The sequence below is a fragment of the Bradyrhizobium sp. STM 3566 genome, assembly GCF_045571445.1.
Lineage (GTDB): Bacteria > Pseudomonadota > Alphaproteobacteria > Rhizobiales > Xanthobacteraceae > Bradyrhizobium > Bradyrhizobium vignae.
Genome location: NZ_CP120692.1, coordinates 3,811,979 through 3,827,896, shown reverse-complemented (window position 1 = coordinate 3,827,896; position 15,918 = coordinate 3,811,979). Strand labels below are relative to the sequence as shown.

Sequence of the window (15,918 nt, the reverse complement as noted above, 5' to 3'; positions counted from 1 at the left end):
CATGTCGAACCGATCCGAGACGACGGCCGCCGCGCCCGAGGCGATTCCCGAATGCCCGCACTGCCAGAAGCCGATGCCGCTGTGCATCTGCGACAGCGTCACGCCCATTGAAAATCGGCTCTCGCTGCTGATCCTGCAGCACCCGCAGGAGCAGGACAGGGCGCTCGGCACCGCGCGGCTGCTGGCCAGGCATTTCGCCGATGCCACGGTCCGGGTCGGCCTGTCCTGGCCAAGCCTGTCCAAGGCGCTGGGGCGGCCGGTCGAGAATGCCGCTCGCTGGGCCGTGCTCTATCTCGGCTCGGCCCGCGCGGCCGATCTCGAGGCCGAGGGCGAGATCGTGGCGCTGACCCGCAAGGGCGAGGTCGCGGAGAACCAGCGCGCGATCCTCGGCAAGCTCGAAGGCGTCGTGCTGCTCGATGGCACCTGGAGCCAGGCCAAAGCGCTGTGGTGGCGCAATCCCTGGATGCTGAAATGCCAGCGCGTGATCCTCAATCCGGCGCATCCCTCACGCTACGGACGCCTGCGCAAGGAGCCGCGCCGCGACGGGCTCTCGACCATCGAGGCGGCCGCGACGATGCTCGCCGGCCTCGAGCGACGTCCCGACATCGCACAGACACTGCATGGCAGTTTCGAACGGATGCTGGCGCGCTATCGCGAGGTCCAGACCGAGATGCCGGAACTCGCACCCAAGCCGGCGCCCAAGGGCCGCCGGCGCGACTTCCGGCGCGGCAAGCGCGTCTGACTTTGATCCACATCGGCCATCGCCGCCAAAGTCGGACGAAGGCGGTTGCCTAAGCCATTGATCCCCTATATTGGTCCGCGCTTACGGGGCCACGTGGCGGAGTGGTTACGCAACGGTCTGCAAAACCGTGTACACCAGTTCAATTCTGGTCGTGGCCTCCATTACAAGTCTCTGATCTTCCAGGAAAAATGCAAGTTTGCCACAGTGGGCGGCGGAAGCTTGCAGGGCCGCGCCTACCGGGTTTGCCCGGGGCTTGGCGGAAACTGGTGATTCAGGCCGATGGCATGGACTTCGCATCTGCGAAGTGACGCATGCCCCATTAACCGAGCGCTGGAGAGCACGTGGGCGAAATCGTCCGATTTGTTCCAAAATCCGAGCTGGAGCGGGCCCGTCTCATTCGTGAGGCGCGCGCGATCTATGACAGCATCTTTCCGCCGGCTGTCCCCGAGCGGGCGCCGCAGGACGGCGAGGAACGCGTCAAGAATTGATCGTGGTTGCGCCGCCGGCGCATCCGTTCACGGCGAGGCGGGCCTCAGCAGGCCGCGTACCAGCCGTCGGGGAAGGGCAGGAGGGGCCAGGCGCCCTCGTTGTCGTTGGCGGCCTTCAGAGTTTCCTTGGGTGTTGCGCCATACGACCACGAACGGGGCACGAATTCCTCCTCCGGCGCGGGCGCGAAGTCCTCAAAGACCATGGCGTCCCGAACAGCATCCAGCAGCAAGTTGAATTCGGCTTCGCTCATCACACCCTCGCAGAACGCGGATGGCGCAATGTCGCAAAGCCGGTTTGTTTCCGGATTGACCGGATCGTTCGCATTTTAACGATGCGGCGATCGGGACCCGATTGGTTAGCGATTCCTGAAAAAATCCCCGGTAAACCCTACGTCCCGCCACGGCGCAGCCGGTGTGAAAGAGATCACATTCCCCGCGGATTATTCCTCCTACCTCTTCGCTCCATGCCGGCCAATGCAGGCCGGGGTGGGTAGAGCGGGAGACTGGTCATGCAGGCGAGGTTCTTGCGGTTTGCGGGCGTGAAAAGCCGGGCGCGTGGCGCCTCGACCGTCGGGCTGTTCCTGACGCTGTTTGCCTCCACCGTTCATGCCCAGGGGACAGCGGAGCAGCGGCGGGGCTGCACCCCGACGTCTACCGGCTCTGCGCCGGCGATATCCCCAACGTCTGCGCCATTACCGCGTGCCTGCGACCCAACCGGTCGAGCCTCAGCGAGGCCTGCCGTTCCGAGTGCGACCAGGCTGGTGGCTGAGCTGCCCCCGCTGTGGGTTTGTGCGCAGCAAGCGCATCGCACGGGCTCGCGAATCCGCCATGGTCAGCCTGTGGATATGCTGCGGACAAGACTGTGGAGGGGTGCTTGATCTGCTGTGGATGGCTGTCGTGGATGCTTCTTTTCGGCGTCCCACGGCTCGTGGTCCACGAACACATTTTGTGCAGTCGTTTGCCCAAATGCCGGGCGCGCTCAAGGCTTTCGCCGCTTCCAAGACCACCGCGATCCAATCAGCGAATTATTGAACATCGACAGCAATGACGATGCGGAGAGAGTCGGGCGGCGCTACGACTCCGGCACCAAGACCACCTCGTTTCTCGCGGAATGATGTTTGGGACCGCCTAACCGGAGGAGGGGCCATTCCAGGCCCTCAGTCCAGGCTCTTCCTGGGGCGCGTTGAGGATGAGGACGAATTCGTCCTTTGCAAGCGCAAGCGGCTTTGTTATACGCAGCCGCGCGCGAACGAACGGTTCGCCTTTTCCTCGGTAGCTCAGCGGTAGAGCATCCGACTGTTAATCGGATGGTCGCTGGTTCGAATCCAGCCCGGGGAGCCAAATCTTGCCGATAATTCAATGATTTGCGCTCGCATTCTCATGCGGCATGCAATCTTCTTGTCCTGATATTTGAAGACAGCATCCAAAATCCAGCACGGAATCGCTCTCAAACGGATGTGTGGGCGGGCGCGGTCGCGCCATGCGGACGGCGCCAAATCGACTTAATTCAAATCGAGCATGGTTGCGCCGGACAACAAGGAACTGATTCCCATGTCAGAGATCCAGGTCGACCATTCTCGTGTGGCCCCCTCGATTCTGCCGGCCCGCATTCCTGAGCTCAGCGACGATGAATGCCTCGCCTGTCTGGCGCGCGCGGTCGAGACGCCGGATTCGGCACGGCTGGACGAGGTCGCCGCTCTGATCGGCCGCCTCGCGGTGGCGATCGAATAAGGCTGGTCCGGCCCGCACCGAGAGTTGCGGAAGCCGTGGTCGCTTGAGGCCGACGGCCGTGTTGCCTTTTGACCAAGCATGCTTCAAAGATGCCGCGAATTTCCTCCGCGGCATTGTCCGCATTGCAGGGTCCGCAAATGTCCGGTTTTTCGACCGCGCGCCAAAAAATGGTCGATGGCCAGGTGCGCACCAATGACGTCACCGACCGCCGTATTCTCGACGCCATGCTCACGGTTCCGCGCGAGGCTTTCGTGCCGGCCGGCCGACAGGCACTTGCTTACCTCGATCTCGACCTCGACGTGAGCGAAGGCGCCACCAAACGGTTCCTGATCAAGCCAGCGCTGACTGGCAAGCTGCTTCAGGCCGCTGAAATCGGCGAGGGCGACAACGTGCTGGTTGTCGGCTGTGCGACGGGCTATCTCGCCGCGCTGACGGCCAAGCTCGCGCGGCAGGTCGTCGCGACCGAATGCGATTCGGCCTTGGCCGCGAAGGCTAAGGACGCCTTCGCCGCCCTGGGACTTACCAATGTCACCTGCAAGGCGGCGGCCTGCACCGACGGGGAACCGGCTGCTGGCCCCTATGATGTGATCGTCCTCAACGGCGCGGCCGAGGTGATGCCGGAAGCTCTGCTCGGGCAGCTGAAGGAGGGCGGGCGTCTGGTGGGGGTGTCGGCCGAATCGAGGCCGCCGCGCGCCACGATCGTGACCCGTACCCACGGTGAATTCGGCCATCGGGCCCTGTTCGATGCCGCAGCCCCGGTCCTTCCCGGGCTGGAACGGGCGGCCGCCTTCGTCTTCTGATGGCCCAAAAGCCGCCCAAATCCCGTTCTGCATCAGAAGTGTGGCCGGGATGCTGCACGTGAAGAGTTTCCACTGAGAACCACCCATAGGTGGTTCCGTCGCGCTTGACCGCGTCCTATGTTGCGGCGGGGCAACGACTCCACTCGTAGACGTAACCCAGCTCGCGGGCACGAGTTGGGCGTTAGAATGAACGGAAATTTTGGATGCATGGGGTGAAGCTCTTCACCGGAGCTGCGGTTTCGGTCCTGCTGCTGGCGCTGGCCGGGCCGACGCCTGCCTTGGCGGATACGATCGAGGCCGCGCTGGTGCGCGCCTATCAGAACAATCCGCAGCTCAACGCACAGCGTGCCCAGGTGCGCTCGACCGACGAAAACGTGCCGCAGGCGCTGTCCGGATACCGCCCGAAGGTCTCGCTGACGGCGACCGGCGGTTATCAATATCAGGACTTGCAGAGTGGCGTCGGGACTAACTCAGTCTTCGGATCCAGATTCCCTCGCAGTGTTGGAGTCACCGCGACGCAGACGCTCTACAATGGCAACCAGACCGCCAACCGGACCCGTGCGGCGGAGAGTCAGGTGTCCGGTGCCCGCGAAGCGTTGCGCAGCCTCGATCAGACCGTGCTGCTCCAGGCCGCGACCACTTATATGGATTATCTGCGCGACGCCGCCACGCTGGAAGTCCAGCGCAGCAACGTACGCGTGCTCGAGCAGACGCTGAAGCAGACCCGTGACCGCTTCAACGTCGGCGAAGTGACCCGCACTGACGTTGCGCAATCGGAGGCGCAGCTGGCTGCCGGCAAGACGCAGGCACTCACTGCCGAAGCGAATTTGACCACGACGCGGGCGAACTTCCGGCGGATCATCGGTAACGAGCCGACGAACCTCGCGCCGGGCTCGCCCGTCGATCGGTTCCTGCCTCCGACGCTTGCAGCTTCAATCGAGCTCGCCCTCATCGAGAACCCTAACGTCACGGCGAGCATGTACGGTATCGACGTCAATTATCTGCAGGTGAAAGTCGCCGAAGGTGCGTTGCTGCCGACGGTTTCGCTTCAGGCATCGGCCACGCGGGCCGACGAACAGTCCTTGATTCAGTTGCGCTCGTACACCGCATCGGCGATCGCGCAGCTCTCCGTGCCGATCTATCAGGGCGGCGGCGAATATTCGCTGATCCGCCAATCCAAGGAGAACCTGGCGCAGCAGCGCCTCAATCTGGAGACGACCCGCGATCAGGCTCGTGCCAACGTCGTGCAGGCGTGGGGCCAGTTGCAGGCTGCCAAGGCGCAGGTGCAGTCCGCGCAGGCACAGGTCACCGCCTCAGAGATCGCGCTGAACGGCGTCCGTGAAGAGGCCAAGGCTGGCCAGCGCACCACGCTCGACGTGCTCAATGCGCAGCAGGCGCTGGTCAACGCGCGTGTCGCACTCGTCACCGCACAGCACGATCGCGTGGTTGCGTCCTATTCCGTGCTCAGTGCCGTAGGCCGTCTATCGCCGCAGGTCCTTGGCCTGGCGACAACAACCTACGACCCCAGCGTTCACTATCATCAGGTCCGCGACAGCTGGGCTGGCGTGCGCACGCCCGACGGGCGCTGATTCCCGCAATGATCCGGTCGACCTCGCGGACAGCCGAGGTCGACCGGCGCTTTGCTTGCAATCGTCAAAATCCCTGACATAGCCTTGCCAAGATGATGCGGGCCGATTCGTCCCGCGTTGACGACGTGTGTGTAACGCTTGAGTGCCGGGAGCAGGGGCGCACCGCTGCGCAGGTTGAGCCGTGATCTGGGGACAAGTCGGGCTGCCGCGCCGAAAAATCACGGACCTCTCGTCCGGAACCGGCCAATCCTGTCCTGCTTGGTGTAAAACAACGCATGCGAGGGCGTTGATGATGTGGAGTCGGAGATGACGCAGCCTGCAAAGGTCACAGAACCCTCCATGGAGGAGATTCTGGCCTCGATCCGGCGCATCATTGCCGACGATGAGGCAAAGCCGCCGCCGGCTGAGGCCGCCAAGCCCGAGAAGGCTGCGGCGCCGAAGCCGCAGGCCGTGAACGACATCCCGACAGCCAAGGTCGCGCCCGCAAAACCCGCCGCCGAGAAGCCCGCGCCGCCAGAAGCGAGGCCGGCTCCGGCGCCGCCGCCAGCACCTGCGGCGGATGCATCCAACAGCCAGGACGACATCGACGCGCTGCTGGCGGGGCTCGACGCGGCCACGCCTGCGCCCGAGGTCCGCGCTCCCGAACCAGAGCCTGAGCCCGACGTGCTCGAACTGACGGACGACATGGCGGTGAATCCGACACCGGCTCCGCCGCCGCCGAGCTTCCGCAAGGTCGAGCCGCGGGACGATCTCGAGTTCGCCGAATCGCCGTCCCCCCGTCCGACGCCGCCACCGTCCTACGCGCCGGTGGATTTTGACGCCCCGCCGCTGCCGCCGCAGCAGCCAATCCTCGCGCAATCGACCGTCTCCGCGGTCGAATCCGCCTTCAATTCCCTGGCCCATACGGTGCTCAGCAGCAATGCGCGGACGCTGGAGGATCTGGTCAAGGAAATGCTGCGGCCGATGCTGAAGTCCTGGCTCGACGACAACCTGCCGGGCTTGGTTGAACGCATCGTGAAGGCCGAAATCGAGCGGGTCTCGCGCGGCGGCAGATAGGGCCGCGGGTCGCGCGGCCCTGATATAGCCCCGCTTGTACGTCATATTGGCCGCGTCGACCGGGCCGGACAGCCCGTGCGCGCTGACCTTTTTCGTTGACTTGTCCGTTGACTTGGCCCCCTCGCGCGGCTTTCTAGCACCCCCATGATCGAGAAAAATTACCAGCCCGCCGATATCGAAACCCGCATGTCCGTCGTGTGGGAGGACAGCCTTGCCTTCAAGGCCGGCCGCCCCGACCGTCGCGACGCGGTGCCGTTCACCATCGTGATCCCGCCGCCGAACGTGACGGGCTCGCTGCACATGGGCCACGCCCTCAACAACACGCTGCAGGATGTTCTGTGCCGTTTCGAGCGCATGCGCGGCCGCGACGTGCTGTGGCAGCCCGGCACCGATCATGCCGGCATCGCCACCCAGATGGTGGTCGAGCGGCAGCTGATGGAGCGCCAGCAGCCAGGCCGCCGCGAGATGGGCCGCGAGAAGTTTCTGGAGCGGGTCTGGCAGTGGAAGGCCGAGAGCGGCGACACCATCATCAACCAGCTCAAGCGCCTCGGCGCCTCCTGCGACTGGTCGCGCGAGCGCTTCACCATGGACGAAGGCCTGTCGAAGGCCGTCGTCAAGGTGTTCGTCGAGCTGCACCGCGAGGGTCTGATCTACAAGGACAAGCGGCTGGTGAACTGGGATACCAAGCTGCTCACTGCCATCTCCGATCTCGAAGTGCAGCAGGTGGAGGTCAAGGGCAGCCTCTGGTATCTGCGCTATCCGATCGAGGGCAAGACCTTCAGCCCCGAGGATCCCGCGAGCTTCGTCGTTGTCGCCACCACGCGCCCGGAGACCATGCTCGGCGATACCGGCGTTGCCGTGCATCCCGAGGACGAGCGCTATCGGCAGCTGATCGGCAAGAACGTCATCCTGCCGCTGGTCGGCCGCAAGATCAAAATCGTCGCCGACGAATATTCCGATCCGGAGAAGGGCTCGGGCGCTGTGAAGGTGACGCCGGCGCACGACTTCAACGATTTCGAGGTCGGCAATCGCCACGGCCTGCGCCGGATCAGCGTGCTCGACAGGGAAGGCTGTCTCGATCTCCTCGACAACGAGGATTACCTGCGCGACCTGCCCGAAGGCGCCGCGCAGTTCGCCGAGGAGTTCCACAAGGTCGATCGCTTCGCCGCGCGCAAGCGTCTCGTCGAGCGGCTGGAATCGTTCGGCTTCGTCGACCGGATCGAGCCTCACACCCACATGGTGCCGCATGGCGATCGCTCCAACAGCGTGATCGAGCCGTATCTGACCGACCAGTGGTATGTCGACGCCAAGACCCTCGCCAAGCCTGCGATCGCGGCGGTGCGTTCGGGCGAAACGACGTTCGTGCCGAAAAACTGGGAAAAGACCTATTTCGACTGGATGGAGAACATCCAGCCCTGGTGCATCTCGCGTCAGCTCTGGTGGGGTCACCAGATCCCGGCCTGGTATGGTCCTGACGGTAAGGTATTCGTCGCCGAGACCGAGGAAGAGGCCGTCAGCAACGCGCTCGGCTACTACGTCGAGCAGGAGGTCATCACGGCCGAGCAGGGGCGCGAGATGGCGCTCGACCGCAACAAGCGCGAAGGCTTCATCACGCGTGACGAGGACGTTCTCGATACCTGGTTCTCCTCGGCACTGTGGCCGTTCTCGACTCTCGGCTGGCCCGACGACACGCCCGAAGTGCAGCGCTACTATCCGACCAATGCGCTGGTGACCGGCTTCGACATCATCTTCTTCTGGGTCGCCCGCATGATGATGATGGGCCTGCACTTCATGAAGGAGGTGCCGTTCTCGACTGTCTACATCCACGCCCTCGTCCGCGACGAGAAGGGCGCCAAGATGTCAAAGTCGAAGGGCAACGTCATCGATCCCCTGCATCTGATCGACGAATACGGCGCGGACGCGCTTCGCTTCACGCTGGCCGCGATGGCGGCGCAGGGGCGCGACATCAAGCTCGCCACCAGCCGCGTCGAGGGCTATCGCAACTTTGCGACCAAGCTCTGGAATGCGTGCCGTTTCGCCGAGATGAACCACTGTGCCGTGCCCGATGGCTTCGAGCCGGCGAAGGCGAAGGAGACGCTGAACCGCTGGATCGCGCACGAAACCGCGCACACCACGCGCGAAGTGACCGAGGCGATCGAGGCCTATCGCTTCAACGATGCCGCAGGCAGCATCTACCGCTTCGTCTGGAACGTCTATTGCGACTGGTATGTCGAGCTCGCAAAGCCCGTGCTGCTCGGCCCGGACAGCCCCGCCAAGGACGAGACCGGCGCCATGGTCGCCTGGGCGCGCGACGAGATCCTCAAGCTGTTGCACCCCTTCATGCCCTTCATCACCGAAGAGCTGTGGGAGGTGACGGCCGAGCGCGACGGCCTGCTCGCATTGGCGCCGTGGCCGCTGAAGCCTTCTCAGCCTTCGCCGGAGCAGCTCGCGATGCTCGCCGCGGCCGCCGGGCCGACCGATCCGCTGATCTCGCCGGCCCTGGTCATGCCGATCTTCGACCATGCCGACTTCACCGACCCCAGGGCGGAAGCCGAGATCGGCTGGGTGATCGACCTCATCACCCAGATCCGCTCGGTGCGCGCCGAGATGAACATCCCGCCGGCGACGCTGACGGCGCTCGTGCTTGCCGGCGCCTCGGCCGAGACCCGGGAGCGGGCGCCGCGCTGGACCGACGTCATCAAGCGCATGGCGCGGCTGTCGGAGATCTCCTTCGCCGACCGTGCGCCCGACGGCGCGGTGCAGCTGCTGGTGCGCGGCGAGGTGGCTGCGTTGCCGCTGAAGGGCGTCATCGATGTGGCCGCCGAGCGCGCGCGTCTCGACAAGGAGATCGCGAAGGCGGACGCTGACATCAAGCGTGCCGAATCCAAGCTGGCCAACGAGAAGTTCGTCGCCAACGCGGCCGAGGAGGTCGTCGAGGAGGAGCGTGAAAAGCGCGAGGCCGCGCTGGCGCGCAAGGCCAAGCTGCTCGAGGCACTGGAGCGGCTGAAGCAGGCGTCGTAGCCTACCTCGGAAACGGCTTGCTCAAAAACTTCGAGCCCTTGACGCCATAGCGCCAGGGCAGCTCGACAGCCTTGGTGATGCCGATGCGGATGCCGGCTGCGACCTCCACATCTTCCGTCCGCGCATGCAGCGTGATCGGTGGGCGGTCCAGCGGCAGGGCGTTGTGCGCGATGGTGATGCCGAGCGCTTCGGTCAGCTTGCCCGGGCCCGAGCACAGTGCGTGCACGTCCTGAAGGTGGCGGCGGCGGCGCATCGTCGCAATGCCATGCGTCGGCTCCAGCGCGCGGATCAGCACGGCGCTGGCCGAGCCTTCCTCCTCGCAGACGAAGTTTACGCACCAGTGGATGCCGTAGGAGCGATAGACATAGGCATAGCCGGGCGGGCCGAACATCACCCGGTTCCGCGGCGTCTGGCCATTGTAGGAGTGCGCCGCCGGCTCGGTATGATGATAGGCCTCGACTTCGACGATGATCCCGCCAATGCCGTCGACCAGCATGGTTGCGCCAATCAGGTCGTGGGCGACCTCGCGCACGTTGCGCGCGAAAAAGGCACGCTTGAGGGCCTTGCCAAGCCTGGGTGTGGAAGGTTTCGAGACTGGAGCCATTCGAGGAGAGAATCGCCTGAGAACAGAGCAGGATATTGCCCATATCTGCCATGTTCTCTGAAGTGGTGCGAGCCGGGTTGCGATGCCAGGCCAGACCGACTAGGTAGGACCTGAACAGACCGGACACCCCATGGTCGTTATTGTCGATACCATCTCGAACCCGCTGCGTCCGCGCCACCCTGAAAAGGTGAATCGTCCTGATTCCGCTTCGCCGCCGAAGCCGGACTGGATCCGCGTGCGCGCGCCCAATACCCGCGGCTACGCCGACACCCGCAACATCGTGCGCGCCAACGGCCTGCACACGGTGTGCGAGGAGGCGGGATGCCCGAACATCGGCGAGTGCTGGGACAAGAAGCACGCGACCTTCATGATCATGGGCGACACCTGCACCCGGGCCTGCGCCTTCTGCAACGTCAAGACCGGCCTGCCGAATGCACTGGATGCGGCCGAGCCGCAGAATGTCGCCGAGGCCGTGGCCAAGCTCGGTCTCGCCCACGTCGTCATCACCTCGGTCGACCGCGACGACCTCACTGACGGCGGTGCCGAGCATTTCGCGGAGACGATCCGCGCGATCCGGGCCGCGTGCCCTTCGACCACGATCGAGATCCTGACGCCCGACTTCCTGCGCAAGGAGGGCGCGCTCGAAATCGTGGTCGCGGCCAAGCCGGACGTCTTCAACCACAATCTCGAGACCGTGCCGTCGCGTTATCTCACGGTGCGTCCGGGCGCGCGCTACTTCCACTCGATCCGGCTGCTGCAGCGGGTCAAGGAGCTCGATCCCTCCATCTTCACCAAGTCCGGCATCATGGTCGGCCTCGGCGAAGAGCGCCACGAGGTGCTGCAGGTGATGGACGATCTGCGCTCGGCGGACGTCGATTTCCTCACCGTCGGGCAATATCTCCAGCCGACTCGCAAGCACCACGCGGTGATGCGCTACGTGCCGCCGGACGAGTTCAGCTCTTACGAGAAGGTCGCCTACACCAAGGGGTTCCTGATGGTGTCGGCGAGCCCGCTCACCCGCTCGTCGCATCATGCCGGCGAGGACTTTGCGAGATTGAAGGCCGCGCGGGCCGCGATTGCCCGCTGAACCGATATGCCCCGTTTTTCGAGCAAGCGCCGTGTCAATCACAGCGCACCCGAGATGTTCGATCTGGTCGCCGATATCGAGCGCTACCCGGAATTCGTGCCGCTGTGCAGCGCGCTGAGGGTGCGCCAGCGCATGGCAAAGCCCGACGGCACGGAGGTGCTGGTCGCCGACATGACGGTGTCGTTCAAGCTGGTCAAGGAATCCTTCACCAGCCGGGTGACGCTCGATCGCGCCAATCTGAAGATCCTGGTCGAATATCTGCAAGGTCCTTTCAGCAATCTCGAAAACCGCTGGACGTTCGAGCCCAAGGGCGAGGGCGTCTGCGACGTCGGATTCTTCCTCGCCTACGAATTCAAGAGCCGCATGCTGGCGATGCTGATGGGTTCGATGTTCGACGCCGCCTTCGCGCGGTTTTCCACCGCCTTCGAGAAGCGGGCAGACGCGATCTACGGTCGGCCGAAGCTGGCGCAGTCGCAGTCGTAGAATGGGTAGAGCGAAAGTGCTCTACCGATCCCTGTACCCGCGCTACGGGAACATCAGCCCCGCGGCGAACGTGGCGGCCTGCGCTTCACCGCATGCCGGCGCGGCGAGCGGGTCACGCGCGGGCGCAGGCGGCTTGCGGCGGTACGTTGCGGCTTGGCCGCGATCTGCGGTCCGCGGGCGAGGTCCATCAGCATGCGCAGCGCCTCGACCACGGAGCGGGCGCGCACCGCGCTGCGGCCGATCGCGCCGAAACGGTGCTCGCGATGGATGATGCGGCCATCACGCGCGGCGGCGGCGAAGTGCACGAGGCCAACGGGCTTGCCGGGCGTGGCACCGCCGGGGCCGGCAATGCCGGTGATCGCGACGGCGAGATCGACATCAGCGCGCTCCAGCGCGCCGATCGCCATGGCGGTCGCGGTCTCCTTGCTCACCGCGCCGAAATTCGTCAGCGTGCTGGCTTCGACCCCTAACATCGCGCGCTTGGCGTCGTTGGAATAGGTGACGAAGCCGCGGTCGATGACGTCCGAGGAGCCGGGGATATCGGTCAGTGCGCCGGCAACGAGCCCGCCGGTGCAGGATTCAGCGGTCGCGATCGTCAGCTTGCGCATCCGGCACAGATCGAGCAGCGAGCGAGCAATGGCGCGTGCGTCGCTGCCGCCCATGGCCTCACATGCTCCAAGTCTTTTCGTTGAACGGCAGGCGAATGGTGGCGCTCGCGGTGGCCGCGATGCCTTCCTCGCGGCCGGTGAAGCCGAGGCGCTCGCTGGTGGTAGCCTTCACCGCCACGCGCGAAATGTCGACGCCTGAGATATCGGCAATGCGCCCGCGCATGGCGTCGCGCAAGGGGCCGATCTTGGGCCGCTCGCAGATCAGCGTCACCTCGAGATTGGCGATGCGGCCGCCGCGCTGGGCGACGCGCTCGATAGCGTATTTCAGGAACTGGTCGGAGGAGGCGCCCTTCCATTTCGCATCGCTCGGCGGGAAGTGCGAGCCGATGTCGCCGTCGGCGAGCGCGCCGAGGATGGCGTCGACCAGTGCATGCAGGCCGACATCGCCGTCGGAGTGCGCCAGGAAGCCCTTGCTGTGCGGCACGCGCACGCCGCAGATCATGACATGGTCGCCTTCGCCGAAGGCGTGCACGTCATAGCCGGTGCCGGTCCTGATGTCGCCCAGCTGGGCAGCCAGGCGCGCCTCTTCGCGCACGAAATCCTCGGGAGTGGTGAGCTTCATATTGGCAACATCGCCTTCAAAGGTTGCAACCGTCAATCCCGCCCATTCGGCAATCGCGGCATCGTCGGTGAAATCCGAGCGCCCGTCCTTCGCGGCGCGACGATGCGCCTCCAGGATGAGGTCGAAACGAAAGGATTGCGGCGTCTGTGCGATGCGCAGGCGGGCGCGGTCGGGCGTGTCCTCGACATTGCCGCTCTCACCGGCGACCTTGATGGTGTCGGTGACGGGAACGACGGGAATCGCGGCTCCGGTGCGGCTCGCCGCCTCGATCGCGCGCGAGATCACCCCGTCAGAGACGAAGGGACGCGCGGCGTCGTGGATCAGCACGATGTCCGGCTCGTGCTTCGCCAGCGCCTCGAGACCGGCAAGCACCGAAGCCTGCCGCGTCGCGCCGCCACTGGTCGGCGGCTCATGCTTCAGCCCTGCGACCGCCGCGGCGAACATGGCGGTGTCGTCGGGGTTCACCACCGGCTGCACTGCGAACACATCAGGATGGCGGCTGAAGGCTTCCATGGCGCGATAGATCACAGGCAGGCCGCCAATCTCGCGATATTGCTTCGGCCCGCCAGCGCCGGCGCGCAGGCCGCGTCCGGCCGCCACGAGGACGACAGCGGTGCGTTGTGATTTCGCCATAGGACTCAAATACTCAGTTGCCAATGAAAGGGCAGGGGGTGATTTGCCGGCATGCCTCTAGCACGGCAAGCCCGCAAAAAAAGGGGATTTCCCGGGATTGTGGGAAACAGCATTTTGCTGCACTGCACTTGAAAGATTTGCAGAACTGTCTAAACTGTAGGCATGACGCTTGACTGCACAAGAATTGTGCGCAAGATAGATCATGGCAGGCGCAATGACGCCCTGCCCAGTCAACGAGACCCCCGTGACCGGCTCGGCAGTATCAGGCTCTAAGCCGTTGAAAATAGGCGATATTGAAGTCGCCACCCCGGTCTTCCTGGCGCCGATGTCAGGTGTGACTGACTCGCCCGTCCGCCGGCTGGCCGCCGAGCTTGGGGCCGGTCTCGTCGTATCCGAGATGACCGCAAGCGATGAGCTCGCCAATGGCCATTGGATGTCCCGGTTGCGTTGCGAAGCCACGGGAATCGGTCCGCACGTGGTCCAGCTTGCCGGCTGCGAGGCGCACTGGATGGCCGAAGGCGCCCGCATCGCGGAAGCCGAGGGCGCCGACATCATCGATATCAACATGGGCTGTCCGGCCCGCCATGTCACCGGCGGCCAGTCCGGCTCGGCCTTGATGCGCGATCTCGACCACGCCGTCAGCCTGATCGACGCGACGATCGCCGCGGTGAAGGTGCCCGTGACGCTCAAGATGCGGCTCGGCTGGGACGACCGTACGCGCAATGCGCCGGAACTGGCGCGGCGCGCTGAAGCCGCCGGCATCCGGCTCGTCACCGTTCACGGCCGCACCCGCTGCCAATTCTACAAGGGCGAGGCCGATTGGGATGCGATCCGCGCCGTGCGCGAGGCCATGTCCATTCCGCTCGTCGTCAACGGCGACATCACGTCCTATGAAAAGGCGCTCACCGCATTGGAAGCCTCAGGCGCCGACGCCGTGATGATCGGCCGCGGTGCGCAGGGCCAGCCCTGGCTGCCCGGTCAGATCGGCCGCCGCCTGCAGGGCGGGGCTGAGGAAGCTGCCCCCTCGCTCGAAACGCAGCTGCATTATGTCCGCACACTCTATGATGGCGTTTGCGCGCTCTATGGTCTGCGCATCGGTCTCAGGCATGCCCGCAAGCATCTGGGCTGGGCGCTCGATGTCGCAGCGCAGGCGAGCCGTGCGCCGGCCGAGAAGCTGAGATCCTGGCGCCAAAAGATCCTGGTCTCGGAGGATCCGCGCCTCGTTCACAATTCACTGCAAGACGCTTTCGACGACTTCGCATGGAGCGCCGCTGCATGAGCTCAGCCGCTGAACATCGTCGGCCGCTTCAGTCCGACAGCGACGCAATCCTGGATGCGTTGCCGAATCCCGTGCTCATGATCGGGCCGGACGGCAAGATCGTCGCCGCCAATATCGCGACCGAAGCTTTCTTCGAGATCTCGACGCAGTTCTTGAAGCGGCAGTCGTTGAAGGAACTGGTGCCGTTCGGCAGCCCCTTGCTGGCGCTGATCGACCAGGTGCGCTCGTCGAACTCGCCGGTCAACGAATACAAGGTCGATTTGGGTACGCCGCGCATGGGCGGCGATCGCCAGGTCGACCTGCACGTCGCGCCGCTCACCGAGCGTCCGGGCCACATCGTGGTGATGCTGCAGGAACGCACCATAGCCGACAAGATGGATCGACAGCTCACCCATCGCAGCGCCGCGCGCTCGGTGATAGCGCTAGCAGCAATGCTCGCGCATGAGATCAAGAATCCGCTTTCGGGTATTCGCGGCGCGGCGCAGCTCTTGGAGCAGCAGGCCTCGTCCGAGGACCGCATGCTGACGCGCCTGATCTGCGACGAGGCCGACCGCATCGTGACGCTGGTCGACCGCATGGAGGTGTTCGGCGACGAGCGTCCCGTGGTGCGCGGGCCCGTCAACATCCATTCGGTGCTCGACCACGTGAAGCGGCTGGCGCAGTCGGGCTTTGCCCGCAACATCCGCTTCATCGAGGACTACGATCCCTCGCTGCCGCCGGTGCTCGCGAATCAGGACCAGCTGATTCAGGTGTTCCTCAACCTCGTGAAGAACGCCGCAGAAGCCCTGATCGACGTGCCCGACGCCGAGATCCAGCTCACCACCGCGTTCCGCCCCGGCGTGCGCCTGTCAGTGCCTGGTCAAAAATCCCGGGTATCTCTGCCGCTCGAATTCTGCGTGAGGGACAATGGACCAGGCGTGCCCGACGATCTTCTGCCCAATCTGTTCGATCCCTTCGTGACCACCAAGCAGACTGGAAGTGGTCTCGGTTTGGCGCTGGTTGCAAAAATCGTCGGCGATCACGGGGGCATCATCGAATGCGAATCTCAGCCGCGCAAGACCACCTTCCGCGTGCTGATGCCGATGTATTCCACATCGGTCAAACATGCCGATCAAAGCAGTCGCGACGGCTCTGCCGGGAAGTCGTCGCCTGCATCACAGGGGGCAAAATGAGGA

General features: G+C 64.8%; 15 protein-coding genes, 2 tRNA genes and 1 pseudogene. 14 read left to right on the top strand and 4 right to left on the bottom strand.

Annotated elements, in window-relative coordinates:
- The first annotated feature begins 1 nt into the window (after position 1).
- The 3 genes from P6U27_RS18370 to P6U27_RS18360 all read left to right on the top strand — a co-directional run bounded on the left by P6U27_RS18370 (position 2) and on the right by P6U27_RS18360 (position 1,230).
- Positions 2-742, top strand: coding sequence for a tRNA-uridine aminocarboxypropyltransferase (locus tag P6U27_RS18370; RefSeq protein ID WP_407194357.1), 741 nt, complete (start codon positions 2-4; stop codon positions 740-742).
- 87 nt (positions 743-829) lie between these two features.
- A tRNA-Cys gene (locus P6U27_RS18365) sits at positions 830-903 on the top strand.
- Between the two features lie 180 nt (positions 904-1,083).
- Positions 1,084-1,230, top strand: a complete 147-nt coding sequence (locus tag P6U27_RS18360; protein ID WP_164937083.1) for a hypothetical protein — start codon at positions 1,084-1,086, stop codon at positions 1,228-1,230.
- 44 nt (positions 1,231-1,274) lie between these two features.
- On the opposite strand, the gene P6U27_RS18355 is transcribed toward P6U27_RS18360, so the two are convergent.
- The gene (locus P6U27_RS18355) at positions 1,275-1,481 is read right to left on the bottom strand and encodes a hypothetical protein (RefSeq protein WP_129144858.1); all 207 of its coding nucleotides are present in this window, start codon (positions 1,479-1,481) and stop codon (positions 1,275-1,277) included.
- Positions 1,482-1,739: 258 nt separating this feature from the next.
- Here P6U27_RS18355 and P6U27_RS18350 point away from each other — a divergent pair.
- The 7 genes and pseudogenes from P6U27_RS18350 to P6U27_RS18320 all read left to right on the top strand — a co-directional run bounded on the left by P6U27_RS18350 (position 1,740) and on the right by P6U27_RS18320 (position 9,427).
- Positions 1,740-1,999 (top strand): annotated as a pseudogene (locus P6U27_RS18350) (hypothetical protein).
- A 497-nt stretch (positions 2,000-2,496) separates the two neighbouring features.
- Positions 2,497-2,571: transfer RNA gene (locus P6U27_RS18345), tRNA-Asn, on the top strand.
- A 210-nt stretch (positions 2,572-2,781) separates the two neighbouring features.
- Positions 2,782-2,961, top strand: a complete 180-nt coding sequence (locus P6U27_RS18340) for a hypothetical protein (protein ID WP_129143503.1) — start codon at positions 2,782-2,784, stop codon at positions 2,959-2,961.
- 137 nt (positions 2,962-3,098) lie between these two features.
- Complete coding sequence (locus tag P6U27_RS18335; RefSeq protein WP_407194356.1) at positions 3,099-3,761, top strand: protein-L-isoaspartate O-methyltransferase family protein; 663 nt, start codon at positions 3,099-3,101, stop codon at positions 3,759-3,761.
- 203 nt (positions 3,762-3,964) lie between these two features.
- A complete protein-coding gene (locus P6U27_RS18330; RefSeq protein WP_122403291.1) occupies positions 3,965-5,350 on the top strand; it encodes a TolC family outer membrane protein in 1,386 nt (461 codons plus the stop codon).
- Positions 5,351-5,656: 306 nt separating this feature from the next.
- Complete coding sequence (locus tag P6U27_RS18325) at positions 5,657-6,406, top strand: PopZ family protein (protein WP_407194355.1); 750 nt, start codon at positions 5,657-5,659, stop codon at positions 6,404-6,406.
- Between the two features lie 144 nt (positions 6,407-6,550).
- Positions 6,551-9,427, top strand: a complete 2,877-nt coding sequence (locus P6U27_RS18320) for a valine--tRNA ligase (protein WP_407194354.1) — start codon at positions 6,551-6,553, stop codon at positions 9,425-9,427.
- Between the two features lies 1 nt (position 9,428).
- Here P6U27_RS18320 and P6U27_RS18315 read toward each other — a convergent pair whose 3' ends face one another.
- Positions 9,429-10,031, bottom strand: a complete 603-nt coding sequence (locus P6U27_RS18315) for a DNA-3-methyladenine glycosylase (RefSeq protein WP_407194353.1) — start codon at positions 10,029-10,031, stop codon at positions 9,429-9,431.
- Positions 10,032-10,161: 130 nt separating this feature from the next.
- Between P6U27_RS18315 and lipA the strand changes: the two genes are divergently transcribed.
- Complete coding sequence (gene lipA / locus P6U27_RS18310) at positions 10,162-11,118, top strand: lipoyl synthase (protein WP_122403287.1); 957 nt, start codon at positions 10,162-10,164, stop codon at positions 11,116-11,118.
- Between the two features lie 6 nt (positions 11,119-11,124).
- Positions 11,125-11,601 carry a type II toxin-antitoxin system RatA family toxin gene (locus P6U27_RS18305; protein WP_129143495.1) on the top strand — a complete coding sequence of 159 codons (477 nt, stop codon included), beginning with the start codon at positions 11,125-11,127 and terminating at the stop codon, positions 11,599-11,601.
- 53 nt (positions 11,602-11,654) lie between these two features.
- Here P6U27_RS18305 and P6U27_RS18300 read toward each other — a convergent pair whose 3' ends face one another.
- Positions 11,655-12,263: a CinA family protein gene (locus P6U27_RS18300; protein ID WP_122403285.1), complete on the bottom strand. Its 609-nt coding sequence runs from the start codon at positions 12,261-12,263 to the stop codon at positions 11,655-11,657.
- A gap of 4 nt (positions 12,264-12,267) precedes the next feature.
- A complete protein-coding gene (locus P6U27_RS18295) occupies positions 12,268-13,464 on the bottom strand; it encodes a bifunctional 2-C-methyl-D-erythritol 4-phosphate cytidylyltransferase/2-C-methyl-D-erythritol 2,4-cyclodiphosphate synthase (RefSeq protein WP_407194352.1) in 1,197 nt (398 codons plus the stop codon).
- A 277-nt stretch (positions 13,465-13,741) separates the two neighbouring features.
- On the opposite strand from P6U27_RS18295, the gene dusB reads away from it, so the two are divergent.
- Both dusB and P6U27_RS18285 read left to right on the top strand, forming a co-directional pair.
- A complete protein-coding gene (gene dusB / locus P6U27_RS18290) occupies positions 13,742-14,743 on the top strand; it encodes a tRNA dihydrouridine synthase DusB (RefSeq protein ID WP_407194456.1) in 1,002 nt (333 codons plus the stop codon).
- Positions 14,740-15,915: a nitrogen regulation protein NR(II) gene (locus P6U27_RS18285; protein WP_027573361.1), complete on the top strand. Its 1,176-nt coding sequence runs from the start codon at positions 14,740-14,742 to the stop codon at positions 15,913-15,915. The genes dusB and P6U27_RS18285 overlap by 4 nt, the downstream gene beginning before the upstream one ends.
- Positions 15,916-15,918 lie beyond the last annotated feature (3 nt).

Bases quoted from the DNA above. Each gene is read 5' to 3' on its own strand.
- P6U27_RS18320 (WP_407194354.1), top strand. From the start codon at position 6,551: ATGATCGAGAAAAATTACCAGCCCGCCGATATCGAAACCCGCATGTCC.
- P6U27_RS18305 (WP_129143495.1), top strand. From the start codon at position 11,125: ATGCCCCGTTTTTCGAGCAAGCGCCGTGTCAATCACAGCGCACCCGAG.
- P6U27_RS18370 (WP_407194357.1), top strand. From the start codon at position 2: ATGTCGAACCGATCCGAGACGACGGCCGCCGCGCCCGAGGCGATTCCC.
- P6U27_RS18340 (WP_129143503.1), top strand. From the start codon at position 2,782: ATGTCAGAGATCCAGGTCGACCATTCTCGTGTGGCCCCCTCGATTCTG.
- lipA (WP_122403287.1), top strand. From the start codon at position 10,162: ATGGTCGTTATTGTCGATACCATCTCGAACCCGCTGCGTCCGCGCCAC.
- P6U27_RS18300 (WP_122403285.1), bottom strand. From the start codon at position 12,263: ATGGGCGGCAGCGACGCACGCGCCATTGCTCGCTCGCTGCTCGATCTG.
- P6U27_RS18315 (WP_407194353.1), bottom strand. From the start codon at position 10,031: ATGGCTCCAGTCTCGAAACCTTCCACACCCAGGCTTGGCAAGGCCCTC.
- P6U27_RS18355 (WP_129144858.1), bottom strand. From the start codon at position 1,481: ATGAGCGAAGCCGAATTCAACTTGCTGCTGGATGCTGTTCGGGACGCC.
- P6U27_RS18335 (WP_407194356.1), top strand. From the start codon at position 3,099: ATGTCCGGTTTTTCGACCGCGCGCCAAAAAATGGTCGATGGCCAGGTG.
- P6U27_RS18295 (WP_407194352.1), bottom strand. From the start codon at position 13,464: ATGGCGAAATCACAACGCACCGCTGTCGTCCTCGTGGCGGCCGGACGC.
- P6U27_RS18330 (WP_122403291.1), top strand. From the start codon at position 3,965: ATGCATGGGGTGAAGCTCTTCACCGGAGCTGCGGTTTCGGTCCTGCTG.
- P6U27_RS18325 (WP_407194355.1), top strand. From the start codon at position 5,657: ATGACGCAGCCTGCAAAGGTCACAGAACCCTCCATGGAGGAGATTCTG.
- P6U27_RS18285 (WP_027573361.1), top strand. From the start codon at position 14,740: ATGAGCTCAGCCGCTGAACATCGTCGGCCGCTTCAGTCCGACAGCGAC.